Annotated in this window: 24 protein-coding genes; 13 read left to right on the top strand and 11 right to left on the bottom strand. The window is 66.7% G+C overall.

Annotation, left to right across the window (positions count from 1 at the left end; genetic code table 11):
• The first annotated feature begins 147 nt into the window (after positions 1-147).
• Positions 148-1,062, top strand: coding sequence for a DMT family transporter (locus CE453_RS11915; protein WP_089174778.1), 915 nt, complete (start codon positions 148-150; stop codon positions 1,060-1,062).
• Positions 1,063-1,081: 19 nt separating this feature from the next.
• Here the strand turns inward: CE453_RS11915 and CE453_RS11910 are convergent, their stop codons facing one another.
• From CE453_RS11910 to CE453_RS11890, 5 genes are all read right to left on the bottom strand, one after another.
• Positions 1,082-1,660 (bottom strand): RBBP9/YdeN family alpha/beta hydrolase, encoded by a 579-nt coding sequence (locus CE453_RS11910; RefSeq protein WP_089174777.1) that lies wholly within the window; start codon positions 1,658-1,660, stop codon positions 1,082-1,084.
• Between the two features lie 39 nt (positions 1,661-1,699).
• Positions 1,700-3,007 (bottom strand): adenylosuccinate lyase, encoded by a 1,308-nt coding sequence (gene purB, locus CE453_RS11905; RefSeq protein WP_089177859.1) that lies wholly within the window; start codon positions 3,005-3,007, stop codon positions 1,700-1,702.
• Between the two features lie 86 nt (positions 3,008-3,093).
• Positions 3,094-3,777, bottom strand: coding sequence for a ribulose-phosphate 3-epimerase (gene rpe / locus CE453_RS11900; protein ID WP_089174776.1), 684 nt, complete (start codon positions 3,775-3,777; stop codon positions 3,094-3,096).
• A gap of 36 nt (positions 3,778-3,813) precedes the next feature.
• The gene (locus CE453_RS11895) at positions 3,814-4,497 is read right to left on the bottom strand and encodes a glutathione S-transferase family protein (protein ID WP_248308038.1); all 684 of its coding nucleotides are present in this window, start codon (positions 4,495-4,497) and stop codon (positions 3,814-3,816) included.
• Positions 4,498-4,562: 65 nt separating this feature from the next.
• Complete coding sequence (locus CE453_RS11890) at positions 4,563-5,522, bottom strand: hypothetical protein (protein ID WP_089174775.1); 960 nt, start codon at positions 5,520-5,522, stop codon at positions 4,563-4,565.
• Between the two features lie 278 nt (positions 5,523-5,800).
• Between CE453_RS11890 and CE453_RS11885 the strand changes: the two genes are divergently transcribed.
• A complete protein-coding gene (locus tag CE453_RS11885; protein ID WP_089174774.1) occupies positions 5,801-7,048 on the top strand; it encodes an NAD(P)/FAD-dependent oxidoreductase in 1,248 nt (415 codons plus the stop codon).
• A gap of 142 nt (positions 7,049-7,190) precedes the next feature.
• Positions 7,191-8,330 carry a dipeptidase gene (locus tag CE453_RS11880; RefSeq protein WP_089174773.1) on the top strand — a complete coding sequence of 380 codons (1,140 nt, stop codon included), beginning with the start codon at positions 7,191-7,193 and terminating at the stop codon, positions 8,328-8,330.
• A 7-nt stretch (positions 8,331-8,337) separates the two neighbouring features.
• Here the strand turns inward: CE453_RS11880 and CE453_RS28570 are convergent, their stop codons facing one another.
• Positions 8,338-8,490: a hypothetical protein gene (locus tag CE453_RS28570; protein WP_157733005.1), complete on the bottom strand. Its 153-nt coding sequence runs from the start codon at positions 8,488-8,490 to the stop codon at positions 8,338-8,340.
• Positions 8,491-8,602: 112 nt separating this feature from the next.
• Between CE453_RS28570 and CE453_RS11875 the strand changes: the two genes are divergently transcribed.
• Positions 8,603-9,430 carry an RNA methyltransferase gene (locus tag CE453_RS11875; protein WP_089174772.1) on the top strand — a complete coding sequence of 276 codons (828 nt, stop codon included), beginning with the start codon at positions 8,603-8,605 and terminating at the stop codon, positions 9,428-9,430.
• 56 nt (positions 9,431-9,486) lie between these two features.
• Here the strand turns inward: CE453_RS11875 and CE453_RS11870 are convergent, their stop codons facing one another.
• Complete coding sequence (locus CE453_RS11870) at positions 9,487-11,736, bottom strand: TonB-dependent hemoglobin/transferrin/lactoferrin family receptor (protein WP_157733004.1); 2,250 nt, start codon at positions 11,734-11,736, stop codon at positions 9,487-9,489.
• Positions 11,737-12,069: 333 nt separating this feature from the next.
• Between CE453_RS11870 and CE453_RS11865 the strand changes: the two genes are divergently transcribed.
• Positions 12,070-13,404: a flavin monoamine oxidase family protein gene (locus tag CE453_RS11865; protein WP_198302323.1), complete on the top strand. Its 1,335-nt coding sequence runs from the start codon at positions 12,070-12,072 to the stop codon at positions 13,402-13,404.
• Between the two features lie 52 nt (positions 13,405-13,456).
• Here the strand turns inward: CE453_RS11865 and CE453_RS11860 are convergent, their stop codons facing one another.
• Positions 13,457-14,383 carry a bifunctional helix-turn-helix transcriptional regulator/GNAT family N-acetyltransferase gene (locus CE453_RS11860; RefSeq protein ID WP_089177856.1) on the bottom strand — a complete coding sequence of 309 codons (927 nt, stop codon included), beginning with the start codon at positions 14,381-14,383 and terminating at the stop codon, positions 13,457-13,459.
• A gap of 137 nt (positions 14,384-14,520) precedes the next feature.
• Here CE453_RS11860 and murI point away from each other — a divergent pair, with 137 nt between their 5' ends.
• On the top strand, positions 14,521-15,387 hold the full coding sequence (gene murI / locus CE453_RS11855; protein WP_089174770.1) for a glutamate racemase: 867 nt from the start codon (positions 14,521-14,523) through the stop codon (positions 15,385-15,387).
• Positions 15,388-15,469: 82 nt separating this feature from the next.
• On the opposite strand, the gene CE453_RS28565 is transcribed toward murI, so the two are convergent.
• A complete protein-coding gene (locus CE453_RS28565) occupies positions 15,470-15,937 on the bottom strand; it encodes a hypothetical protein (RefSeq protein ID WP_157733003.1) in 468 nt (155 codons plus the stop codon).
• Positions 15,938-15,994: 57 nt separating this feature from the next.
• On the opposite strand from CE453_RS28565, the gene rpsD reads away from it, so the two are divergent.
• Positions 15,995-16,612 (top strand): 30S ribosomal protein S4, encoded by a 618-nt coding sequence (gene rpsD / locus CE453_RS11845; protein WP_089174768.1) that lies wholly within the window; start codon positions 15,995-15,997, stop codon positions 16,610-16,612.
• Between the two features lie 271 nt (positions 16,613-16,883).
• Positions 16,884-17,180 (top strand): hypothetical protein, encoded by a 297-nt coding sequence (locus CE453_RS11840; protein WP_248308037.1) that lies wholly within the window; start codon positions 16,884-16,886, stop codon positions 17,178-17,180.
• An 83-nt stretch (positions 17,181-17,263) separates the two neighbouring features.
• On the opposite strand, the gene CE453_RS28560 is transcribed toward CE453_RS11840, so the two are convergent.
• Positions 17,264-17,416, bottom strand: coding sequence for a hypothetical protein (locus CE453_RS28560; RefSeq protein ID WP_157733002.1), 153 nt, complete (start codon positions 17,414-17,416; stop codon positions 17,264-17,266).
• Between the two features lie 209 nt (positions 17,417-17,625).
• Here CE453_RS28560 and CE453_RS11835 point away from each other — a divergent pair, with 209 nt between their 5' ends.
• Positions 17,626-17,868, top strand: coding sequence for a PsiF family protein (locus tag CE453_RS11835; protein ID WP_089174767.1), 243 nt, complete (start codon positions 17,626-17,628; stop codon positions 17,866-17,868).
• A 94-nt stretch (positions 17,869-17,962) separates the two neighbouring features.
• Here CE453_RS11835 and CE453_RS11830 read toward each other — a convergent pair whose 3' ends face one another.
• Complete coding sequence (locus tag CE453_RS11830) at positions 17,963-18,616, bottom strand: Spy/CpxP family protein refolding chaperone (protein WP_089174766.1); 654 nt, start codon at positions 18,614-18,616, stop codon at positions 17,963-17,965.
• A gap of 171 nt (positions 18,617-18,787) precedes the next feature.
• On the opposite strand from CE453_RS11830, the gene CE453_RS11825 reads away from it, so the two are divergent.
• The 4 genes from CE453_RS11825 (at position 18,788) to CE453_RS11810 (ending at position 22,480) form a co-directional block, all read left to right on the top strand.
• On the top strand, positions 18,788-19,786 hold the full coding sequence (locus CE453_RS11825; RefSeq protein ID WP_089174765.1) for a P1 family peptidase: 999 nt from the start codon (positions 18,788-18,790) through the stop codon (positions 19,784-19,786).
• A 103-nt stretch (positions 19,787-19,889) separates the two neighbouring features.
• Positions 19,890-20,201, top strand: coding sequence for a hypothetical protein (locus tag CE453_RS11820; protein ID WP_089174764.1), 312 nt, complete (start codon positions 19,890-19,892; stop codon positions 20,199-20,201).
• Positions 20,201-21,649, top strand: coding sequence for a methyl-accepting chemotaxis protein (locus tag CE453_RS11815; RefSeq protein WP_089174763.1), 1,449 nt, complete (start codon positions 20,201-20,203; stop codon positions 21,647-21,649). The genes CE453_RS11820 and CE453_RS11815 overlap by 1 nt, the downstream gene beginning before the upstream one ends.
• Before the next feature lie 42 nt (positions 21,650-21,691).
• On the top strand, positions 21,692-22,480 hold the full coding sequence (locus CE453_RS11810; RefSeq protein ID WP_089174762.1) for an ATP12 family chaperone protein: 789 nt from the start codon (positions 21,692-21,694) through the stop codon (positions 22,478-22,480).
• Positions 22,481-22,541 lie beyond the last annotated feature (61 nt).

Raw genomic sequence — 22,541 nt, 5'->3', positions numbered from 1 at the left:
TTTGCGAACGCAAAGAGCCCGCCCCGGATTCTCCGGGGCGGGCTTTTAAAGGTGGCGGCTCGAAGCCCGCCTTTTCCCCATCCATGGCAGATCGCTGACCTGATGCTTCCGGTCGTCGCCATGCTGCGCCCGAACTGACCCGCGCCCATGGCCCCGACAACAGCCACCTCCCCGCCTGATCCTTCGCTCAGGAGCCTGGCGGCCGCGCTGCTGCTCGCCGTGATGTGGGGCCTGTCCATCCCGATCACGAAGCTCGGCCTGCTGACGCTGCCGCCGCTGACGCTGACCGCCCTGCGCTTCCTGATCGCCATCCCGCTGATGTTCATCTTCGTCGCCGGCAAGCAGCGCCTGCCGCGACGTGCCCTGCTTCGCGTCGCTGCGCTGGGCATCCTGGGCATCGGCATCGGACAGGTCGCGCAGACTTTCGGAGTCGCCGGTACCTCGGCCTCGGTCGGAACGACGATCTCGGCCGCCATCCCGGCCTTCGTGGTCGTCTTCGCCGCCCTGCGGCTGAAGCAGCCTGTGTCGCGTCTCCAGGCTCTCGGCATCCTCGCCGCCTTCATCGGCATCGCACTGGTCGCCTCGGGACGTGGTGACGCCGCCTCCGCGGCGTCGCAGACCACCTTGACCGGAGCCGGCCTCGTGTTGCTCTCCGCCCTGACCATCGCCTTCTACTATGTCTGGAGCGTCGAGCTTTCGGATCAGTACGGCACCGCCACCGTGGCCGCGTGGAGCACGCTGTTCGGCTTCATCGCCGTTCTGCCCTGGGCGATCTGGGAGATGTCGCACACCCCCGTGCAGCTGACGCCGACAGGGATCGGAGCGGCCCTCTACCTCGGTGTGATGGTGACCGTGGCGGGCCTGTTTCTCTGGCTCCACCTGCTGCGCACCGTCCCGGCCCGCATCGCCGCGAGCATCCAGTATCTCCAGCCCATCATCGGTGTCGCGACTGCAGCCGTGATGTTCGGCGACGAGCTGGGGCCGCTCTTCATCGCCGGCGTCCTTCTGGTGCTCGCCGGTCTCACGCTGACGGTTACGACCCGGCGCAAGGGGGCCAGCTAGCGCCCAGGCCCAGCCGCGCTTATTGACTCAAAGTCTTGGGAACGACGCTCAAGCTCTTGAGAAAGCCTGCGAAACGCAGCAAGCCGTCCGGCCAGGGGCCGTGCCCGGACTCGCTGTTGAGATGGCCGCTATCGCCGGCATCGACGAACTCCGAGCCCCAGGCTTCGGCGAGTTCCTTCGCCTCGTCATGGGTGCAATAGGGGTCGGTCGCACTCGCGATCAGCACCGACGGAAACGGCAGCCTTTCCCGACGATGCGCGATGAACTCCTTTTCCATGTCGGGGATCGCGCGCTTGGCCCGCTCGGAAGCCGGCGCCACCAAAAAAGCGCCGGCCACCTCGCCGGGCTTCAGATGCTCGGCCGCATGGGCAACGGCGCTGACACCGGCCGAGTGCGCGACGATCACGACAGGTCGCGTCGCCGCGCGCACCGCCGCGACGATCCGATCGGCCCAGCCATTGCGCGTGGGCTTGTACCAATCCTCCTGCTCGACACGCTTGGCGGTCGGCAGGCGGGATTCCCAGCGGCTCTGCCAATGATCGGGGCCGGAGCCGGACCAGCCGGGAACGATGAGGATGTCGACGTCGGAGGATTTCATCAGCCGTAGATAGCCTCGCCGCTGCCGAAGTCCAGCCCGTCAAGCTTCCCCGAATACCCGCCGGAAGATCGTGTCGACATGCTTGAAGTGATAACCCTCGTCGAACATCGCCTTGAGCTCGGAGGCCGCGAGCTTCTCGGCCACGTCCTTGTCGGCGAGCAGGTTGGTGAGGAAGTCCTCGCCATGTTCCCAGGTCCGCATCGCGTTGCGCTGGACCATGGCATAGGCATCCTCGCGGCTGGCGCCGGCCTGCGTCAGTGCCAGCAGCACGCGCTGCGAATTGTGCAGGCCACCGAGCCGGTCGAGGTTCTTGCGCATGTTCTGCGGGTAGATCAGCAGCTTGTCGACGACACCGGTCAGCCGCGCCAGCGCGAAGTCGAGCGTCACCGTCGCATCGGGGCCGATCATGCGCTCGACAGACGAATGCGAGATGTCGCGCTCGTGCCAGAGCGCGACGTTCTCCAGCGCTGGGGTGACCATGCCGCGCACGAGGCGGGCAAGGCCGGTCAGGTTCTCGGTCAGAACGGGATTGCGCTTGTGCGGCATCGCCGAGGAGCCCTTCTGGCCGGGCGAGAAATACTCCTCCGCCTCGTAGACCTCGGTGCGCTGGAGATGGCGGATCTCGATCGCGAGCCGCTCGATGCAGGAGGCAACGACACCGAGCGTCGCGAAATACATCGCGTGGCGGTCGCGCGGAATCACCTGCGTCGAGACCGGCTCGACAGCGAGCCCCATCTTCTGCGCGACGTATTCCTCCACCTGCGGGTCGATATTGGCGAAGGTCCCGACCGCGCCCGAAATCGCCGCGACCGCGATCTCGGCTCGGGCCGCGACCAGCCGCTCGCGGCAGCGCGAGAACTCGGCATAGGCCTGCGCCAGCTTCAGTCCGAAGGTCACCGGCTCGGCATGGATGCCGTGCGAGCGGCCGATGGTCGGGGTCAGCTTGTGCTCGAAGGCGCGGCGCTTGATCGCGGCGAGCAGCGCGTCGACATCGGCGATCAGGAGATCGGTGGCGCGGGCGAGCTGGACCGAAAGCGTCGTGTCGAGAATGTCCGAGGAGGTCATGCCCTGGTGGACGAAGCGGGCCTCCGGCCCGACGATCTCGGCCAGATGCGTCAGGAAGGCGATGACATCGTGCTTGGTGACGCGCTCGATCTCGTCGATGCGGGCAACGTCGAACTCGACGTCCTTCGCCTTGGCCCAGATCGTGGCGGCGGCCTCCTTCGGCACCACGCCGAGCTCGGCGAGCTTGTCGGTCGCATGCGCCTCGATCTCGAACCAGATGCGGAACCGGGTCTGCGGCTCCCAGATGGCGACCATCTCGGGGCGGGAATAGCGCGGGATCATCGTCTTGTCCTTGTCACCCAATGAGCCCTCATCCTGAGGAGCGCTCCGAAGGCGCGCAGCTCCTCAGGATGAGGGCTGCGATCTCGTCAAACCCAGTCGCCGCGGGCAGCTTCCGCCGCCTTGCGGATCGCGTCGATATTGCCGGCATAGGCCGAAGGGCCGCCCTTGAACACGGCCGAACCTGCGACCAGCGTATCGGCGCCGGCCTTGACGACCAGTGGCGCGGTCTGCGGCGTCACGCCGCCGTCGATCTCGAGCGTGATCGGCCGGTCGCCGATCAACGCCTTCACCTGTGCGACCTTCTCGACCACGGAGTGGATGAAACTCTGCCCGCCGAAACCGGGATTGACGGTCATCAGCAGGACGAGATCGACATCCGCGATCAGCGCCTCGACCGCGCTTGCCGGCGTGCCGGGATTGAGCACGATGCCGGCCTGCTTCCCCTGCGCCTTGATCGCCTGGATCGTCCGGTGCGGGTGCGGGCCAGCCTCGACATGGAAGGAGATCAGATCGGCGCCGGCCTTGGCGAAGGCCTCGACGTAAGGGTCGACGGGCGCGATCATCAGGTGCACGTCGAAGAGTTTCTGGGTGTACGGACGGATCGCCTTCAGCACATCGGGCCCGAAGGTGATGTTCGGCACGAAATGCCCGTCCATCACATCGCAATGGATCCAGTCGGCGCCAGCCGCGTCGATGGCGCGCACCTCCTCGCCCAGCTTCGCGAAATCGGCCGAGAGGATGGAAGGAGCGATGCGGATGGGGCGGGTCATGGCTCGCGATGTAACGCCATGACCTCGTTATCGCAATCAGGCGGAGCGCGATTTCACCGGAAAGGACAGACGCCGGTCGGCTTCCGCGATCTCGGCGGCGACCTGAACGAAGGCCGGGCGCTGCCGGAGCCGCGCGAACCAGGCCGACAGCCCCGGATATCCATCGAGCGACGGACCACCCAGGCGGAGCGAAAACAGGACGCTCATGAACAGCGCGATATCGGCGGTCGAGAGCCGGCCGCCGAAGAATTCGCGCCCCGCCAGCTTCTGCTCCAGCACCTCGTAATGCCGTGCCAGGGCCTCCTCGGCGATCAGCGCATCCGCCTCCTGGGCGATGCGGCGGTCGCGATCGGGCGATGGCGGGCCGGTGCGATGCATCAGGGGCCGCAGCGCCTGCAGCATGATCTCGTCGGCATAGAGCTCGTCGAGCCGGCAGCGGGCTCGCTCGACCGGCGTGTCCGGCATCAGCGGCGGCTCGGGATAGGCCTCGTCGAGATATTCGTTGATCACGGTGGAGTCGTAGAGCACGAGTCCGCAATCGCTGAGCACGGGCACCTGCGCTTTCGGATTCAGCGCGAGCACCTCCGGATGCTTCGGGTCGTAGCCGGTCGTCTGGTTGAACGGCACCATGACGCGCTCGAAGGCGAGCCCCTTCTCTCTCAGCGCAATCTCGACCTTGCGCGCGAACAGGCTCAGCGGCCCGGAATACAATGTGATCATGGCGCGAACTCCTGCGATGGCAAAAGCCTCGCAAGGCGCAGCGTCAGCGCCCGTCAGCAGCGGAGCTAGGCCTCCCGGCGCCGAATCCGGCTCGCCACCCCGCCGAGCAGCCAGGGCAGCAGGTAGATCGGGAACTGCGCCAGTGCGAAGAACAAGAAGGTCGTCGGCGAGACGCCCGCCCCCAGCGCCGCGACCAGCAGCCCCATGTTCCGCTGGCCGGTGCCGTAGCCGATCATGAAACGATCGGGCGCCTTCAGGATGCGCAGCACGAGCCAGGTCGAGATCAGTCCTGCAGCCGAGACCGCGAAGACGCAGGCGAGCACGAAGAGAACGAGCCGGGGCTGCGCCAGCGCCGCCGCCGTCACGCCATCCATCGCGGCAATGGCGAAGATGAAATACATCAGCACGCCGAAGCCATCGAGATTGGCTTTCATCGCCTTGATGCGCTCGAGCCCGAGCCAGAGCCGGAGCGAAACGGCGACAGCCATGCCGCCGCCGATGAAGATCAGCAGCCGCAGCATCAGCGAGGCCCGGTCGAGCGGCACGGCGGCCCCCGCCAGCAGCTCGACCAGCACCGGAGCCACAAGAGGGCTCGCGATCGTCGTGATGATGACGCTGGCGATGATCAGCGAGGGCTCGAAGCCATAGAGGATCGCAACCGCCGGTGAGGACATGATCGGCGGCGCCGCGCCCATCAGGGCAAGACCGAGCACGATGCCCGGATCGAGGCTCTCCCGGCCGGCAAGCAGAAGCGCCCCCCCGATCAGCAGTACCGGCGCAGCGATCAGCCAGGCACAGGCGGCCGCGAGTCGGGCCGGCCGGCGCAGGAGACCTGCCGTGACGCGCAGGTCCAGGCGCATGAACACGACCGTGGTGAAGCAGAAGATCGTGATCGGCAGCGCCGGCCGCGCCATCGCTGAGAATTGCGGCAGGGCCAGACCGAGGAAGATCGAAAGCGCGAACCCCTGCGTGCCATGGCGCCCGAGCCAGGCCAGCCCGGCGGCGAGAAGCGTTGCTGGATTCATCGGCACCGTGCTGGAATCATTCGCAAATCGAGCCGGCAGAGTGGCCGAAGGGCGACCTGCCGTCACCCGTCATCTCCGCAGGGGCCCAATGCATCGGCATGAAATTGCGGGCAAGCCGGCAAAATGCAGACCCATGCCAGCAGATGCCGACAATCGAAGCAGAAACTGCGAAAGATTACTGGATCTGTCGCAAAAATCCGCCACACCGCTGACAAGCCTGAGCAAACCGGTATTTTTGCCGAGGACAGGCCGAACAGAAGGGTTGGCGGGAGCTGGTCATGCGGGTGGATACGATTGTTCTCGGCGCGGGCGTCGTCGGCATTTCGGTGGCGCTTCACCTGCAGAAGGCTGGCCGCTCCACCTTGCTTGTAGACCGGCGCGGGCCGGGCGAGGAGACGAGCTACGGCAACGCCGGGCTGATCCAGCGCGAGGGCGTCTACCCTTACGGCTTCCCGCATGATTTCGGCGCGCTCTTCCGCTACGCGATGAACAATACCATCGACGCCTCCTACCATTGGAGCGCGCTGCCGAAGCTTGCCCCCTTCCTGTTCTCCTACTGGATGCATTCGCGCGCCTCGCAGCACGAGGCCATCGCCCGCAAATACGCGAAGCTGATCGAGCACTGCGTCACCGAGCACGACGTGCTGGCCCAGGAAGCCGGCGCCACCGAGCTCCTGCGCCGCAAGGGCTGGATGAAGGTCTTCCGCACCGAGAAGGAGCGTGACGAGCGCCTCGCCGAGGCCGCCCGCTGGAAGCGCGATTTCGGCGTGAACTACCGTGCCCTCGACATGGCGACGCTGAAGGCCGACGAGCCGCATCTCGACCATGCCAGCCTGATCGGTGGCCTGCACTGGACCGATCCGGTCACGGTCATCGACCCGCTCGGCCTGTCGAAAGCCTATGTCGCCCTGTTCGAGAAGCTCGGAGGGAAGCTTGCGCTGGGCGATGCCGGCACGCTGACGCAGGACGGCGCCGAATGGAGCGTCACCCTCACCGACGGCACCAAGGCGACCGCGAAGGATGTCGTCGTCGCGCTCGGCCCCTGGGCGGACGTGCTGACCAACAAGCTCGGCTACCATCTGCCGCTCGCGGTCAAGCGCGGCTATCACATGCACTACAAGCCGCAGGGCAATGCGGTGCTGAACCATCCGGTTCTCGACACCGAGCGCGGCTATTTCCTCGCTCCGATGCAGCAGGGCATCCGCCTGACCACCGGCGCCGAATTCGCCGACCGCGACGCGCCGAAGACGCCGGTGCAGCTCGCCCGCGCCGAGCCGATCGCCAGGACGCTGTTCCCGCTCGGCGAGCGCCTCGATGCCGAGCCCTGGCTCGGCCGCCGGCCCTGCACGCCGGACATGATGCCGATCATCGGCCCGGCGCCGAAGCACAAGGGCCTGTGGTTCTCCTTCGGCCATGCCCATCATGGCCTGACGCTCGCCGCCGTCACCGGCCGGATGATCGCGGAGATGATCAGCGGGCAGAAGGTCTTCGTCGACCCCTCGCCCTTCGCGCCGTCGCGCTTCTGATCGAGCGCCTGTCATCCGGCATCTGCCCAACGGCACCGGGTGCTGTGGCGCGTGCGGGATGACAGACCTGCGCCCGGCCCCCTCGCCTGCCGGGACGCCGCCTGCCACCATGGCGCCCCCGATTCCCGACCGAGACCCTGCCATGGCCCTTGCCAAACCGCCCGTTCAGGACAATGCCTATGCCGCCGCGCTCGCCCTGCTCGACCGTGCTCCGCTGATCGACGGCCATAACGATCTGCCCTACGTCATCCGCAAGGACGCCAAGGCCAAGGGCGATGTCGCAGCCTATGGTCTCGACAAGGTCCATGCCGAGGTCGACACCGACATCCCGCGCATGCAGGCGGGCAAGCTCGCCGGTCAATTCTTCGCGGCCTATGTTCCGCCGAACCAGCCGAACCCGGCCGGCTTCGCGCTCGCGCAGATCGCGCTGATGCGCGACATCCTCAAGCGCCATGCGAACGTCTTCCGGCCGGGCCTCTCGGCAGCCGATGTCGAGGCCGCGAAGGCGGAGGGCCGGATCGCCCTGTTCATGACCATCGAGAACGGCTCGGCGGTCGATGGCGAGCTCGACGCGCTCGACGCCTATTTCGACCTCGGCGTCCGCCTGATGACGCTCTGCCACAACGGCACCACCGACTGGTGCGATTCAGCCACCGACGCCCCGCGCCATAATGGCCTCTCCGCCTTTGGCAAGGATGTCGTCCGCCGGATGAACAAGCTCGGCATGGTGGTCGACCTCGCCCATGTTTCGCCAAAGGTGATGCACGACACGCTCGACGTGACCAGTGCCCCGGTCGTCTGGTCGCACTCCAACGCCTTCACGCTCTGCGACCACCCCCGGAATGTGCCCGACGACGTGCTCGACCGCGTCGCGAAGAATGGCGGCGTGGTCATGGCGACCTTCGTACCGGACTTCATCAGCCAGGCCTCGCGCGATTGGCACCGCCCGGCGCGCGACCAGTACGGCAAGGCGCCGGAAGGACTGAACTACGCCAAGGTCGAGGCCGAGATCCTGGCCAAGGCGGGCCCGCGCCCGAAGGCGACGGTCGCCCAGTACTGCGATCATGTCGACTATCTCGCCAAGCGCATCGGCCACGATCACATCGGCATCGGTTCGGACTTCTTCGGCTGGGTCAATCCGGACGGTCTGGAAGACACCACGACCTTCCCGAACGTGATCGCCGAGCTGATCCGCCGTGGCTGGTCGGAGGAGAACCTGGCCAAGCTCGCCGGCGGCAACACCCTGCGCGTCCTGCGCGCCGTCGAGGCGGCGGCCGGCTGAGCCCGTCTCAGTCGCGCTCCGTGTCGTCAGGTTCGCGCTCGAGCGTTCGCGCGCGAACCTCGCCCGGCGGGCGGGCCCTCGCCCAGCGCGAGATCAGCAGCAACCCGACCGGCACCGCGATCAGCACGATCCAGATCACGAAATGGCCGTCGCCCTCCATCCTGTCCCTCCTGGCGGTCGCAGGCTGCTGGGGCTTGACGCCAGACCCGCAGCGGCAGACAGGAGCGCCACCGCAGGATAGCGGTGTCGCTCCAAACCCAACACCAGAGATCATGACCGGTTCCGGAACCGACCGCACCCGCCCCGCCGTCCAGGCGGCCGCTCCCGTCGTCATTCTCGTCGAGCCGCAGCTGGCCGAGAACATCGGCATGTGCGCCCGCGCCATGGCGAATTTCGGCCTCTCCGAGATGCGCCTCGTCGCCCCGCGCGACGGCTGGCCGAGCGGCGGCGGCCTGAAGAAGGGCGCGACGGCCGCCGCCTCCGGCGCGACCCATATCCTGGAGAATGCCCGGCTCTATGACAGCGCCGCCGAGGCGATCGCCGATCTGAACCACGTGCTGGCGACGACGGCCCGCGAGCGCGGCCAGATGAAGCGCGTGCTCACCCCGGCCGAGGCCATGCCGGAGATCGCCGGGCGCATCGGCGGCGGCGAGCGCGTCGGCATCCTGTTCGGGCGCGAGCGCATCGGTCTGACCAATGAGGAGATCAGCTTCGCCGACGCGATCCTGACCTTCCCGGTCAACCCGGCCTTCGCCTCGCTCAACCTCGCCCAGGCCGTGCTGCTCAACGGCTATGAATGGTTCAAGACGACGAGCGGAGAGCCGCCCTTCCGCGAGAACAACCCGTCTCCTCCGGCCAAGCGCGAGATGATCCTGTCGATGTTCGACTATCTCGAGGGCGAACTCGACCTCTGCGGCTTCTTCCCGCCCGGCAAGAAGCCGATCATGACGGCGAACCTCCGCGATATCCTCCATCGTCTCGACATGACCGAGCAGGAAGCCCGCACTCTGCGCGGCGTCTTCAAGTCGCTGGTCGAGGGACCGAAGAAGGCCCGCCTGCTCGCGCGGCAGGCCGAGGCGCCGGAGCAGCCGGACGAATAAAAAAGGCCGGCCCCGGAGGGCCGGCCATCTGGTCGGGGGGTCTCGAAACATCCCGGTCAGAATTGATACTTCAGCGTCGCCTTTACGGTCCGGCCCGGCTCGCTGTAGTAGTCGCGGGCCTGCGGGCGCGAGAGCGGGACGCTGACGGCATCCCAGTACTTGCGATCAAAGATATTGTAGACGCCGATCTGCAGTTCAAGGTCGGCGATCTCGGGCGCCGGACGCCACCAGGCCGAGGCATTGAAGAGCGTGTAGCCCGGCGCCTTGAAGCCGACATCCGTGCCGGAGAGGGCGACATCGTCGCGCTTGCCCGCCATCTTTGCCGAAACCTCGGCGCCCCAGCGATCCGTGCCATAGGCGATGGCGACGATGCCCTGCACCGGCGGGATCGAGTTGATGAAGGTGTCGTCCGTCTTGTTCCGGCCGCGGGTGTAGGCAAAGGAGCCGCGGAGCAGCCAGTTGGGCGCAAAGGCGTACTGGCCGTTGAGTTCGACGCCCTGGATTTCGGCGCGCGCAATGTTGCGATAGCCCGTGATGCCGCCCTGCGGATAATCGCCACCGGCAGGTGCGATCTGATAGGTATCGATGAAGTTGCGGTAGTCAGTGTGGAAGTAGGTCACCGAGCCGCCGAGCTGCTTGTCACCGAAGCGCAGGCCGACATCGACGCCATTGCCCACTTCGGGCCGCAGCTCGGGATTGCCCTGGCGCAGATAGGTGCCCTTGGCGCCGAAGCGACCATAGAGTTCGTTGGCCGTCGGGCCGCGGAAGGACTTGGCCCATTGCGCGAAGAATGTCACGTCCTTCACCCAGGGCGCGTTCTTCAGGATGTCGTATTCGAGCCGGATGCGCGGCGACCAGGCCGAGTCGCTCGACGAAGGCGGCAGGCTGCCCGGATAGGACGAGCTCGCCGTATAGGCCGGCGTATCTTTCGGCTTCTCCTCGTACCAGTCGTAGCGCAGGCCGGGCGTGACCCGCAGCCGATCGTTGAGCAGCCCGATCTCGTCATGCAGGTAGAAGCCGACGAGCTTGCCGTCGACATTCGGCTGGTCCGCCTGGTTGGTGTGCAGGTTGTTGCAGGTGGTGAACGCCCCCGTATAGCGACCCGAGGCCGGCGTCGGTGGGCAGTTGTCGATACCTGACGAATACTGCTCCAGCGTCGACATCCTGAGCTCGGTGCCGGCCGTCAGCTTGTGTGTCAGGATGCCCGTGTTGAAGCTCTTCAGCACATAGCCGTTGAAGCCATAGGCATCCTCGACGCTCTGGTTGTCGCGGCCATAGGGACCGATAATGCTGGTGTAGCGCCAGGCATTGACGAGATCGTCGCGCCGCAGCCGCTGCCAGTACAGTGTGGCATGCGCCTCGTCGAAGAAGGAGCCCGGCAGCTTGTAGTCGTAGCTCAACGAAACGCGGCTGCGTTCCACATCCTCCCCGGTCTCGTGAGCCCCGGGGCGGAAATTGCCGGTGAGCGAAACCGTGTTGGTCCGGGTCTGGGTGCGATCGGAGCGCTTGAAGAATTCGCCGGTGACGCCGAAACGATGCTCGCCCACCTGCTGATAGATCTTGGCGAGGAAATTGTACTGGTCGAAGTCGCTCGGGTTCGGTGCGGTACGCGTCGCGCCGATGGTCTTGACGTTGCCTTTGCTGTCGACCTCGTGGCCGTTGCGGAAGCCCCCCTGCAACAGGACGGACGTGTTGCCCATCCGCGCAGCCGCCGCCGCGCTGCCAAACCAGGCCCGGTCGGTACTGTCATAGCCTGTCTTGGCGAGCGCACCATAGGAACGCCCGTTGCGCAGAAGATCCTCCGGGTCGAGCGTGCGCACAGCCAGCGCGCCGCCGAGCGCGCCGCTGCCGAGCGTCGCCGCCCCGCTGCCGCCGCGCAGCAGGTCGAGCGTCGAGAGCGAGTCGAAGTCGAAGGCGTTCTGGGCACCGCGCGTGATGCGCGTGTCGACCAGGAAGGGCTGGCGGATGCCGTCGATCGTGGTCAGTACTCTGGCGCCGTCCAGGCCGCGGATGTTCAGCGAATTGGTCTGCCGGTTGAAGGTAATGCCAGCCTCGACCCGGTTCGACAGATCCGTCAGGCTCTGCACCTGCTCGCGGTCGAGCTCCTGCCGCGTCACACGTGTCGTCGTCGGCCCGCTGAGCAGCGCACCGCCGGCCTGCGCCTCGCCCTGCACATTGATCTGGTCGAGCACGACGGGTGCATCGCCCGCGGCGGGAGGCGGGTTCGTCGTGGCTTGCCGGCTGCGCTGCTGCGCCTCGGCCGCGGATGCCGCCGCCAGCATCAGCACCAGAGTTCCAAACGCCACGCCCCCGCGCAGCCTGCCGAAATGAACGCCCATCGCCCAACCCCGTCGCGCCGCGGCCTCTTTCCAGCCGCAGCTAGCAGATTAAAATGAATATAAACAGTATCTTATGATTCATAAGACTTGAGATGCGATATTGTTTACGTGAGAACGTGTCAATTGCTATGCAATCGAAAGCAAAACAATAGAAATCCTCAAATAAATAACTATTCTAATGTAGAACTAAAACCCGCCGGCGCAGTGCGCCCTTGGGGCTCCCGATCTCGTGATCGCCCGGCGGTCGTTCGACATGCCTGAGGTCATTGTCTCGCGCGAAAAGCGGCGCATCTTCCCGTCATGAAGCCACGCTACGCCACGCTCGATCGACGCAAGCTCTTGATTGGAGGCAGCGCCATGGCGGCGGCGTTCTCGCTCGCCCGCGCCCCTGCCCGCGCGGCCGACATCGATGTGATCGTGGTCGGCGCCGGCGCCGCCGGCATCGCAGCGGCTCAGGCGGTGAAGGCGACCGGGCGCAGCGTCGCCGTGCTGGAGGCGCGCGGCCGGGCCGGCGGCCGGGCCTTCACCGACAGTTCCCTCGGGCCGAGCTACGACGCCGGCGCGATGTATATTCATTGGGCCGAGCGCAACCCCTGGTCCGACATCGCCCGCGAGCTCGGTGTGGAAACGGCCCCGGAACCCTGGGGCGGCGGTTTCCGCGTCTTCGCGGAGGGCCGACCCATGGCCGATGCGGACCGCCGGCGCCGGCGCGATGCCTTCCGGCAGATCGACAGCCGGCTGGAGACCGTCGACATCGGCACCCGCGACCTCTCGATCGCCGAATTGCTGGGAGATCTCGGCCCCGAGATGACGCCGGTCGCCACATCCGGCCTGCTGCTCTCCATCGGCGAGGAATCAAGCCGGATCTCCGCCCGGGACTACCAGCGGCTCTGGTCGGGCGACGACCTCGTTGTCCCCTCGGGCTACGGTAATCTGGTCGCCCGCTCCGGCGCCGGCCTCGACATCCGCCTGAACGAGCCCGTCACGGCCATCGACTGGAGCGGCTCCGGCGTGACGGTCACGTCCCGCTCGGGCACGCTGCGGGCGAAAGCCTGCATCCTCACCGTGCCTGTCGGGGTGCTGAAGGCCGAGGCGATCCGCTTCACCCCCGCCCTGCCGGCCGCGACACGCGATGCGCTGGCGGGCCTCAACATGGGCGCACTGACCAAGATCGCGCTGAAGGTCGAGGGCGACCGCTTCGGCATCACGCCAGGCGCGAGTTTCCTGGAATCGGGCAAACCCGAAGGGCTGATCAATTTCGACATGTATCCGGACGGCAAGGATCTCGTCATCGGCTATTGCGGCGGCGACTTCGCACGCCAGATCTCGCAGGCCGGCCCGGACGAGGCGCGCGCTCACGTCACCGACCTGCTGGCGACGATGATCGGCTCGGAGTTTCGCAAGACCGTGAAGGCCTCATCCTTTCCGGCCTGGTGGATAGACCCCTTCGCGCATGGCTCATATTCGATCTGTGCGCCCGGCCACGATGCGGCGCGCGATGCCCTCGCGCAGCCGGTCGGCGAACGCCTCTTCATCGCAGGCGAAGCGACGGCCGGTGGCGGCGCCATAACGGTCGGCGGTGCGACGCTGGCCGGGAGGGCGGCTGCGGCGGCTTTGGCGCGATTGAAGGCCTGAAGGCAATCGGCGCCGCGTTTCGCCCTTCGCCGATCCGGCCTAGCATGCAGCCCTAGAGGGTCAATTCCCAGTTCTGGCCGACCAGATCCTTGCCGAAGGAATGGTGCCGCTCCTCGGCCACCAGCTTGAACCCCTCGGCAATATAGATGGCCCGTGCAGCATGCAGGATGTCGTTCGTCCACAGCGCCATGCGCTGGTATCCGGCGGCGCGCGCGAAATCGACCGCCTCCTGCACCAGCGCCTTGCCCAGCCCAAACCCCTGTGCCCGCTTCTCCACCAGCACGAGCCTGAGCTTGGCCGTCCGCGCATCCTCCTCGACAACGAAGCTCGATCCGACCGGCGCGCCGTCCAGCTCGGCGATGAAGCAACGCTCGCGCCCCGGCTTGAACTCGCGCAGGAACTTGGCCGCGATCTCGGCGACCAGCGCCTCGAACGTCAGGTCCCAGCCGTAATCTTCGGCGTAGAGCCGGCCATGTGCCGAAACCACCCAGCCGATATCCCCGGCGCGATGCTCGCGGATCAACGGCCGCGGTCTCGTCGTCCGCTCTCCGGACAGGAGAGACTGCGTATCGGAAAGCGCTCCGACCAGCCGGTCGCGCTCCGTCATGGAAAGCCGCGACAGGATCGTCTCGGCCTGCGCCCGCGAGGCCGCTTCCAGCGGCCTGAAGGCGGCCTGTCCCTCCTCCGTGAGCCGGAGCCGAAACGCGCGGCCATCCGCGTCCGAACGCTGCCGCTCGAGCCAACCTTGCCCCTCGAAGCGCTTCAGAATGCGCGAGAGGTAGGCTGGGTCGAGATCGAGGTCCCGCGACAACTCCACCGCAAGGCAGCCATCCCGCTCCGCCAGCTCGTAAAGCACGCGCGCCTCGATGAGCGCGAAGCCCGATCCATGCAGGTTTCCGCCCAGCGCACCGATCCAGCGCGTATGGAACCGGTTGAACCGACGAATGGCCGCGACGGCCGTGGTCTCACGCTCTGCCATGACGCCCTCCTGCCAGTGAGCGAACATCGAATTAATGGACAAAGTCAACTAAATTTGAGACAGCCGCGCCAAGCCGCATTGACCCTCGCTTAACGCCTCTCTGGCGGTATCGGGCTTTGACGTTTCGCGGCGCTGTCATGCAGGTCGATCTTCTCGCCGGAACGGGCCATCGCCCTCTCGCGATCCCCCGCCTCCAACCCACTATCCTCGTCTTCGATTCCGGCCTCGGCGGCCTCACCGTGCTCGGGCGTACCACCCGGGCCTGCCCGGGCGCCCATATCGTCTACGCCGCCGACGATGCCGGCTTTCCCTATGGCCGCCTCAGCGAGGACGAGCTGGTCACGCGCGTGCTCGCGGTGATGGAGCGCCTCGTCGCGCGCTTTCACCCCGATCTCGCGGTGATCGCCTGCAACACGGCCTCGACGCTGGTGCTGCCGGCCCTGCGGGCGCGCTTCGCCATCCCCTTCGTCGGCACCGTCCCGGCGATCAAGCCGGCAGCGGCTGCGACCCGCAGCGGCCTGATCTCGGTGCTGGCGACGCCCGGCACCGTGGCGCGCGACTACACCCGCGAGCTGATCGAGACCTATGCGACGAGCCACCGCGTTACCCTCGTCGGCGCGACCCGCCTCGCCGGCCTCGCCGAACAGGCGCTAAAGGGCGAGGCCGTCGACGACGCCGTCCTCGCCGCGGAGATCGCTCCCTGCTTCGTCGAAGCGGAAGGCCGGCGCACCGACGTCGTCACCCTCTCCTGCACGCATTATCCGCTCTTGCTCGAACGGATGAAGCGGCTCGCGCCCTGGCCGGTCGAATGGATAGACCCGGCCCCGGCGATCGCCCGTCGCGTCTCCGACCTGCTACCGGCGGCGAAGGGCTTCAGCCTCACCTGCCCTGACGCAGCGGCCGTCTTCACCAGCGGCGCCGGCCTGACCGGGCCGTTGCGCATCGCGCTCGCCGGCTACGGCCTGGCGCAGGTCGTTGTCGAACCCATGCCGCTCGCGAACTGACGGAACTCCGGCTCTTTCCCGTGCGTTCCGGCGATGGCGACCATCGCGAGGAAATCGAGGAATCCGGGTCATGAGAAAACTGCTATTGCTGTGTGCGCTTGCGATCGGCTTCGCGTTCGCCGGTTTCGGAGCGGGTACCGAAGCGCAGGCAAAGCCCCATGGCTGGCACAGGGGCCACGGACATCACGCCGTTTACCGCCACGGGCCGCGCCGGCATTACGTCTGGAATCGCGGCCATCACTATGGCTGGTACAAGCACCGTCCGCGCCACCATTATTATCGTCATTATCGTCATCACCGCCATTGGCGCTGAATTCGGCTTTCTGCCTGTGCGGAATTGACTCGAAGCCGGCTTTCCGTCATACGCCCTTTCGTCGCGCGGCTCCTCACGGGGCCGCGTGGCTTTTTCCGCACCCGTGATCCGCTCTTCTTCGGAAGCTGGATCTGTCATCCCGGTGCGTCGGTCCGAAAAGTGGCTTCCATTTTTCGGGCAAAGCCGATGCAGAGAAAATGGCAGCTCGCAATCGAGCATCCGCAGGATGTTCGGCAAGCTGCCTGGAGCAGGAGGGCGCGGTCCTCAACTCGCGAACCTGAGAGGACACGCGACATGTCGAAGCGCCATGAGGCAAAGTACAAGATTGACCGCCGTCTTGGTCAGAACATCTGGGGCCGCCCGAAGTCCCCGGTCAACCGTCGTGAATACGGCCCCGGCCAGCACGGCCAGCGCCGCAAGGGCAAGCCGTCCGACTTCGGCACGCAGCTGCGCGCCAAGCAGAAGCTGAAGGGCTATTACGGCTCGATCTCCGAGAAGCAGTTCCGCCGCTACTACGCCGAGGCGATCCGCCTCAAGGGCGACTCGGGCGAGAACCTGATCGGCCTGCTCGAGCGTCGTCTCGACGCGGTGATCTACCGCGCCAAGTTCGTGCCGACCGTCTTCGCCGCCCGCCAGTTCGTCAACCACGGCCACGTCACCGTGAACGGCAAGCGCGTCAACATCGCTTCCTATCAGGTGAAGCCGGGCGACGTGATCGCGGTCAAGGAGAGCTCCAAGCAGCTCGCCATCGTCATCGAATCCGCCGCTCTCGCCGAGCGCGACGTGCCGGACTACATCGACGCCGACCACACCAAGTTCTCCGCCACCTTCACCCGTACGCCTACCCTCACGGACGTGCCCTACGCGGTGCAGATGGAGCCGAACCTCGTCATCGAGTTCTACTCGCGCTGATGCGGTCGCGGCGGCCCCACCGGCCGCTCGCAAGCGACATTCAGGGGATGGCGATTTCGCCGTCCCCTTTTTTGTATCTTGAGGGCTTGTCGGCCGGGAGCTGCCTTGCAGAGCTCTTTTCCCGCCTTGCTGTCGAATCTTGGCGCGAGCTTCCCGAGATCATCGCGCGTCCATCCTGGCGCAATCGCGACGGCCTATCTCATTGTTGGCGCATCGGATTTTTCCAAAAAAGCGGATTCCACTTTTCGGTCCGATGTCCTAGGCTTCCGCCATGTCGATGCCTCTCTCCTCACGCGAAGGCCGATGGAGCGTGTGGACCGCCATAGCGCTGGTCCTGCTGGCGGCCCCGATTGCACTTATCCCGATGGCGCCCGCCGCACAGGCAGAGGTGCGGTTCGGCCGCAATGTTCGCGTCGGCGGGCATGATTTCTCGAACCAGAGCTTCAACCGCAACCGTCGCGCGGAGATTCACATCTACGACCGGACACCCAGCCGTCCCGGCTGCGTCTGGCGGGCAGATGGGCGAGGTGGAAAGGTCAAGGTCTGCCACCTGCGCCGCAGGCGATGAGACTCCGGTACCCGGCAATGAGAAAGGGCGGCCCGATGGACCGCCCCTTTTCATTGCCCCTGCGCGGGCAATCGTAGCGAGCTCTAGAGGTGCGAGCCCACCTGGTTCCTGAAGCAATAGCAGCCGAGGCCAAGGCAGCCGATCAGGATCGACAGCGCATAAGGTCCGAACAGACAGATGACGAAGACGGAACCGATGAAGGTCCGCATTCCCCATGTCAGCCACGTGCTCTTCATGGCTCATCCCTCGCATTGCAGTGACTGACAAAGCGTAAACGGGAAGCCGTGAATCCAACTTGAACAGACATGGTGAATCACGAAATCCGCTGCCACTTCCGTAGGTTAGCAAGTTTGACGGAATTGAGGCCGCAACCGCGATATCCATTCTCAATCGCGCCACAATGCCGTAGCGTCATTGTCGCAACCACCCGTCGGGAGTGATTCGGATGACCAGAGCCCTGTTGATCGCCCTGGCGCTGACGTGCAGCGCGAGCTTCGCCCATGCGCAAAGCTGCAATGTCCAGGCCGGCGACAAGAAGCTTGCCGGTGCGGCCAAGACCAGTTTCCTGAGCAAATGCGAGAAGGACGCCGCCTCGGCCTGCGACAAGCAGGCGGCGGACAAGAAGCTCGCCGGTGCAGCCAAGACGAGCTTCACCAAGAAATGCGTCTCCGACGCAGTCGGCGGCTGAGGCGAAAGGCCCCTCGCCCGTTCGGGGCAACGCTGAATCCAAGAAAAAGGCCGGCTCGCAGAAGCCGGCCGATTGTTGTCAGGAGGTAGCGACCTCAGTCGTCGTAGCCGCCGCCGTCGTTGTCGTCATAGCCACCACGGTCATTGCCGCGCCGGTCGTCGCGTCCGCGATGCCAGCCCCAGCCATGATCGCCGTCGCGGTTACCGCGCCCGCGCCATTCGCGCATCTCGCGGAAGCGCTCCCGGCCGTCGGCCATCGCCTGCCGGACGGAGCGGCGCAGCACCGTCTTCTGCTCGTCGCTCAGCGTCGCCCAGAGCGGCCTCACCGTATCGGCCAGTTCCTTCGACGAGGCAGCGCGTTCGCCGAGACGCTTGGCGCGCGCATCAATCCGCTCCATCAGATCGGCGCTGCGCAGCTTCTCGCGCTCCTCGCGCATCGCGGCCCAGCGCTCTGGGCGCTGTTCGGAGCGCTGCTTGATCAGGGCCTCGACCCTGTCGAAGAGCGGCACCTGCTCGGGCTTGAGCTTGAGGTCTTCGCGGACCTTCGCGAAGCGCTGCTCCAGCCGGGCCTTGGCCTGCTCCGCCCGGCGCTGGCGCCATTCGTCGCGACGCTGCTCGCGGGTCTCCGTGCTCTGCTCCTGCTTCTTGTCGCCACCGCCGGCCGGCGGGACAGTCTGCGGCTGAGCCAGCGCGAAGGTGCTGGCGAGCGCCACGATGGACGATGCAGCAATGAGGGCGATGGGTTTCATGAAGGTCTCCTCGGGGCAGCCTGTAACGTGTCGCTCTGCGGGTCTCGAAGCCGATCGGCGATGGCATCACGGTCGCTTCCAGCGCGTGAACCGGCGATGGCTCGCGGATGAAAAGATCGTAATGTGACGCCAACGCGCCCGGCGCGATTCGGTTCGGTCCCAGAGGCTGTCATGCGCAACCTTATCACCGATGTCCGTGGCGTCCTCATCGGCCAGGCCCATGACGCGGCGGCGGCGACCGGCGTCACCGCTGCGCTGTTCGAGCGCCCCGCCATCGCCTCCGCGGCCGTGCTCGGCGGCGGGCCGGGCACGCGCGACACGGCCCTGCTCGAGCCCGAGATGACCGTCGAGCATGTCGACGCCATCGTCCTTTCCGGTGGCTCTGCCTGGGGCCTCGGCGCGGCTGACGGCGTGATGAGCTGGCTCGCCGGCCAGGGGCGCGGGTTTCCCGTTGGCAGCTTCCGCGTCCCGATCGTGCCGCAGGCGATCCTGTTCGACCTGATGAATGGCGGCGACAAGCCCTGGGCCCGCGGCGAGGGCGAGACGCCCTATCGCCGGCTCGGCGCCGAGGCCGCCGCCGCAGCAGGCGCCGATTTTGCGCTCGGCACCGCAGGCGCCGGCTATGGCGCGACGACGGTGAACCTGAAGGGCGGGCTCGGCTCGGCGAGCGCCCGAGCTGCAACCGGCCAGATCGTCGGCGCGCTCGTGGCCGTCAACGCCGTCGGTAGCGCGACGATCGGCGATGGTCCGCATTTCTGGGGCGCGCCCTACGAGCACGAGGCCGAATTCGGCCGCCTCGGCTGGCCGGCGGCGATCACGCCGGCGGAAACCGCCTTGCGCTTCAAGGGCGGGACCGGCCGCAACACCACGATCGCGTTGGTCGCGACAGATGCCGTGCTGACCAAGGCGCAGGCGAAACGGCTGGCACTCGCTGCCCATGACGGCCTTGGCCGCGCCTTGCGCCCCGCCCACGCCCCGCTCGACGGCGACGTCGTCTTCGCGGCAGCGACCGGCTATAGCGGAGCACCATCCGACGCCTTCGCGCTGACCGAGCTCTGTGCGACGGCGGCCGACGTGCTGGCGCGGGCCGTGGCGCGCGGTATCCACGCCGCGACGGCCCTGCCTTTCCCCGGCGCGCTGCCGGCCTGGCGCGACCGCTTCGGCGCCTGAGCGGCCTCCCAGATTCCGCAGAGGGCTTAACCCAGCGGAAACCTATTCAGCGCAACCTGAGCGAGTATTGCCACAGCAGCGTCGGCAAGCCGGGGGGCTTCGCATGCGTGAGATAGCCTTCGGGCTCGTGCTGGCCGTCATGATCGTCCTGGCGGCATTCCTGGCCGCGATGCGGCCGGTTCCCGGCCGGCCGATGGTCGCCTTCTTTCCGGCCGGAAGCACGGCGAAGGCCATGTCGGAGGCGGTCGCACAGGCCGGCGGCAGCCTCATCGAGATCGACACCACCTCCGCCACGATCACGACGATCGCAGATGCTGCCGGCTTCTCCTCCGCACTCTACCAATCCGGCGCCTGGCTGGTTCTGGACGGTTCAGTCGCGCATCTTTGCGTCCGCATCCGGCGCTGGAGCATCTGATGACGAGCGTCGAGCGCTTTCGCCATAGCTTCGCCCCGCTCCTGATCGGCCTGCTCTGGGCCAACGCGGCGCTTCTCTTCCTGGTCTCCTTCCGACAGGACGTGATGATTCCTGTCGCCGGCACGGCCTTTGCCGTGATCGCCACGCTGGCCTGGCTCGCCAACCGCACCGGCTGGGTCACCCGGCAGACCAGCAGCGCCGCCGTCCTCGGCCAGGTGATGCTGCTGGTCTATGCCTTCCGCGAGCATCCCTACCAGTCCGACATGCACATGTATTTCTTCGCCATGCTGACGGTGCTGGCCGGCTGGCTCGACTGGCGGATCTTCGTTCCGGCGACAGCTCTGATCGGCGCCCACCACCTGCTCGTCAGCCTGTTCTATGCGGCTGGCGTCTTCCCGAACGGCAACGATGTCGGCCGGGTTTTCCTGCATGCGGGTATCGTCATCGTGCAATCGATCGCCTTGAGCTGGATGGTGCAGGCCCTCAAGCACTCGATGCAGACGACCGAACGGGAGCGGCAGGAGGCTGACGTCGCTCGCAAGGTGGCGGATGAGGCGCGGCGGGACGTAGCCGAAACGACGACACGCGCAGCCGGCGAGCGCCGCCAGGTCCTGCACCGCATCGCCAATGAGTTCGAGCAACGGATCACCGGCATCACGCGCGACCTGGTGCAGTCGATCCAGTCGCTGCACCTTTCCTCGCAGGGCATGCGCAACGGCGCCGCCGAGGTCTCCGCGCGCTCCACCGTGGCCTCGCGATCCTCCCGGGAAATGTCGGCGAACGTGCTGGCCGTCGGGCAGGTCACGGCGGAGCTCGCCGATTCCTTCGCCGAAGTCGACAGGCAGGTTGGGGAAACGACGCGCATCGTCGGCGACACCACGCGCCAGGCCGGCGCGGTGCTCGATTCGGTCGCCGACCTCTCGCGCAAGGCCGACGAGATCAGCACCATCGTGGTGACGATCTCGACGATCGCCCAACACACCAACCTGCTCGCCCTCAACGCCTCGATCGAGGCGGCGCGGCTCGGCCATGCGCGCGGCGGCTTCAGCGTCGTCGCGCAGGAGATCAAGTCGCTGGCCGAGCAGACGTCGCACGCGACGGAGGCGATCCAGTCCCAGATCGACGCGATCCACTATTCGAGCCGGACTGCCATCTCTGCAATCGACACGATGAATACGACAATCGGCTCCCTCAACCGTATTTCGAGCCAGGTCGCAGCGGTGGTCGAGCAACAGACCTCGGCCGCGGCCGGCATCGCCGCCAATCTCGGCCGCGTCGCGAACGAAACGGTCGTCGCGGGCGAGCACATCGAGTTCGCCAGCCGCATGGCGACCGAGACGGACGCCGCCGCGAGCCACATCGCCGAATCGGCCGATACTCTCTCTCAGCAATCGACCCACCTCGACCAGGAGGTCGCCCAGTTCCTCGGCCATATCCGCGCGGCCTGAGAAAGCTGTTTCCGCTGCCCGAAATGAGTTAAGTCAGCGGGCATGTCCACGGACGATTTCCTTGCCCGCTTCGGCTCGCCGGGCGCGAGCCAGCCCGACCCCGTCGCAGCCGCCCAGCAGGCGATGCGCAATCCCCTGCCCGCCCGCTTTTACAAGGAAGCCGGCGTGCTGGAGCGCGATGGCCTCTTCCATGTCGCGCTCGACGGGCGCACTGCCCGCACCCCCGCGCGCAGGCCGCTCGCCGTCGGCGTGCGCGACGTTGCCGAGGCGCTTGCGGCCGAATGGCACGCGCAGGCCGAGCGCATCGACCCGGCCCGGATGCCGCTCACCCGGCTCGTCAACTCGGCACTCGACGGCGTCGTCGATCAGGAAGCGGCGGTTCGCGCCGAGATCGTCCGTTACGCCGCATCCGATGCGCTCTGCTATCGCGCCGGGGAGCCGGCAGAGCTGGTCGCGCGGCAGGATGCCGTCTGGCAGCCCATTCTGCGCGAGGTCGAAGCACTGATCGGCGCTCGCTTCGTGCTCTCGGAGGGCGTGGTCTTCGCCGAACAGCCCATTGATACGCTGGCGGCCTTCGCTCGGAAGGTCGATGCCATTCCCGCCCCTCTCGCCCTCGCGGGGGCACACAATGTCATGACGCTGACCGGTTCCGCGATCTTGATGCTCGCGCTCGCCAACCGGCTGATCGGGCCAGACGCCACCTGGGATGCGGCCCATCTCGACGAGGACTACCAGATTTCCGTCTGGGGCCAGGATGAGGAAGCTGCCGAGCGCCGCAGCATCCGCCGCCAGGAATTCGATGCGGCCGTGCTGTTGCTCGCATACGGCTAGCCAAAAGCCGGATGCTGCGAGGCGTAGACTCCCGCGCCGCTGCCCCTTAAGCCGGATGCCG

Source organism: Bosea sp. AS-1, from assembly GCF_002220095.1.
GTDB lineage: Bacteria > Pseudomonadota > Alphaproteobacteria > Rhizobiales > Beijerinckiaceae > Allobosea.
The sequence above is the reverse complement of the archived record's forward strand: the minus strand, read 5'-3'. Positions and strand labels throughout refer to the sequence as shown.

What these genes read in the sequence shown, in the direction of transcription:
- murI (WP_089174770.1), top strand. Translation starts at nt 14,521, where the DNA reads ATGCAGGTCGATCTTCTCGCCGGAACGGGCCATCGCCCTCTCGCGATC.
- CE453_RS11840 (WP_248308037.1), top strand. Translation starts at nt 16,884, where the DNA reads ATGTCGATGCCTCTCTCCTCACGCGAAGGCCGATGGAGCGTGTGGACC.
- CE453_RS11880 (WP_089174773.1), top strand. Translation starts at nt 7,191, where the DNA reads ATGGCCCTTGCCAAACCGCCCGTTCAGGACAATGCCTATGCCGCCGCG.
- CE453_RS11820 (WP_089174764.1), top strand. Translation starts at nt 19,890, where the DNA reads ATGCGTGAGATAGCCTTCGGGCTCGTGCTGGCCGTCATGATCGTCCTG.
- CE453_RS11815 (WP_089174763.1), top strand. Translation starts at nt 20,201, where the DNA reads ATGACGAGCGTCGAGCGCTTTCGCCATAGCTTCGCCCCGCTCCTGATC.
- purB (WP_089177859.1), bottom strand. Translation starts at nt 3,007, where the DNA reads ATGATCCCGCGCTATTCCCGCCCCGAGATGGTCGCCATCTGGGAGCCG.
- CE453_RS11910 (WP_089174777.1), bottom strand. Translation starts at nt 1,660, where the DNA reads ATGAAATCCTCCGACGTCGACATCCTCATCGTTCCCGGCTGGTCCGGC.
- CE453_RS28560 (WP_157733002.1), bottom strand. Translation starts at nt 17,416, where the DNA reads ATGAAGAGCACGTGGCTGACATGGGGAATGCGGACCTTCATCGGTTCC.
- CE453_RS11830 (WP_089174766.1), bottom strand. Translation starts at nt 18,616, where the DNA reads ATGAAACCCATCGCCCTCATTGCTGCATCGTCCATCGTGGCGCTCGCC.
- CE453_RS11860 (WP_089177856.1), bottom strand. Translation starts at nt 14,383, where the DNA reads ATGGCAGAGCGTGAGACCACGGCCGTCGCGGCCATTCGTCGGTTCAAC.
- rpsD (WP_089174768.1), top strand. Translation starts at nt 15,995, where the DNA reads ATGTCGAAGCGCCATGAGGCAAAGTACAAGATTGACCGCCGTCTTGGT.
- CE453_RS11915 (WP_089174778.1), top strand. Translation starts at nt 148, where the DNA reads ATGGCCCCGACAACAGCCACCTCCCCGCCTGATCCTTCGCTCAGGAGC.
- CE453_RS11835 (WP_089174767.1), top strand. Translation starts at nt 17,626, where the DNA reads ATGACCAGAGCCCTGTTGATCGCCCTGGCGCTGACGTGCAGCGCGAGC.
- CE453_RS11885 (WP_089174774.1), top strand. Translation starts at nt 5,801, where the DNA reads ATGCGGGTGGATACGATTGTTCTCGGCGCGGGCGTCGTCGGCATTTCG.
- CE453_RS11865 (WP_198302323.1), top strand. Translation starts at nt 12,070, where the DNA reads ATGAAGCCACGCTACGCCACGCTCGATCGACGCAAGCTCTTGATTGGA.
- CE453_RS28570 (WP_157733005.1), bottom strand. Translation starts at nt 8,490, where the DNA reads ATGGAGGGCGACGGCCATTTCGTGATCTGGATCGTGCTGATCGCGGTG.
- CE453_RS11875 (WP_089174772.1), top strand. Translation starts at nt 8,603, where the DNA reads ATGACCGGTTCCGGAACCGACCGCACCCGCCCCGCCGTCCAGGCGGCC.
- CE453_RS11825 (WP_089174765.1), top strand. Translation starts at nt 18,788, where the DNA reads ATGCGCAACCTTATCACCGATGTCCGTGGCGTCCTCATCGGCCAGGCC.
- rpe (WP_089174776.1), bottom strand. Translation starts at nt 3,777, where the DNA reads ATGACCCGCCCCATCCGCATCGCTCCTTCCATCCTCTCGGCCGATTTC.
- CE453_RS11890 (WP_089174775.1), bottom strand. Translation starts at nt 5,522, where the DNA reads ATGAATCCAGCAACGCTTCTCGCCGCCGGGCTGGCCTGGCTCGGGCGC.
- CE453_RS11810 (WP_089174762.1), top strand. Translation starts at nt 21,692, where the DNA reads ATGTCCACGGACGATTTCCTTGCCCGCTTCGGCTCGCCGGGCGCGAGC.
- CE453_RS11895 (WP_248308038.1), bottom strand. Translation starts at nt 4,497, where the DNA reads ATGATCACATTGTATTCCGGGCCGCTGAGCCTGTTCGCGCGCAAGGTC.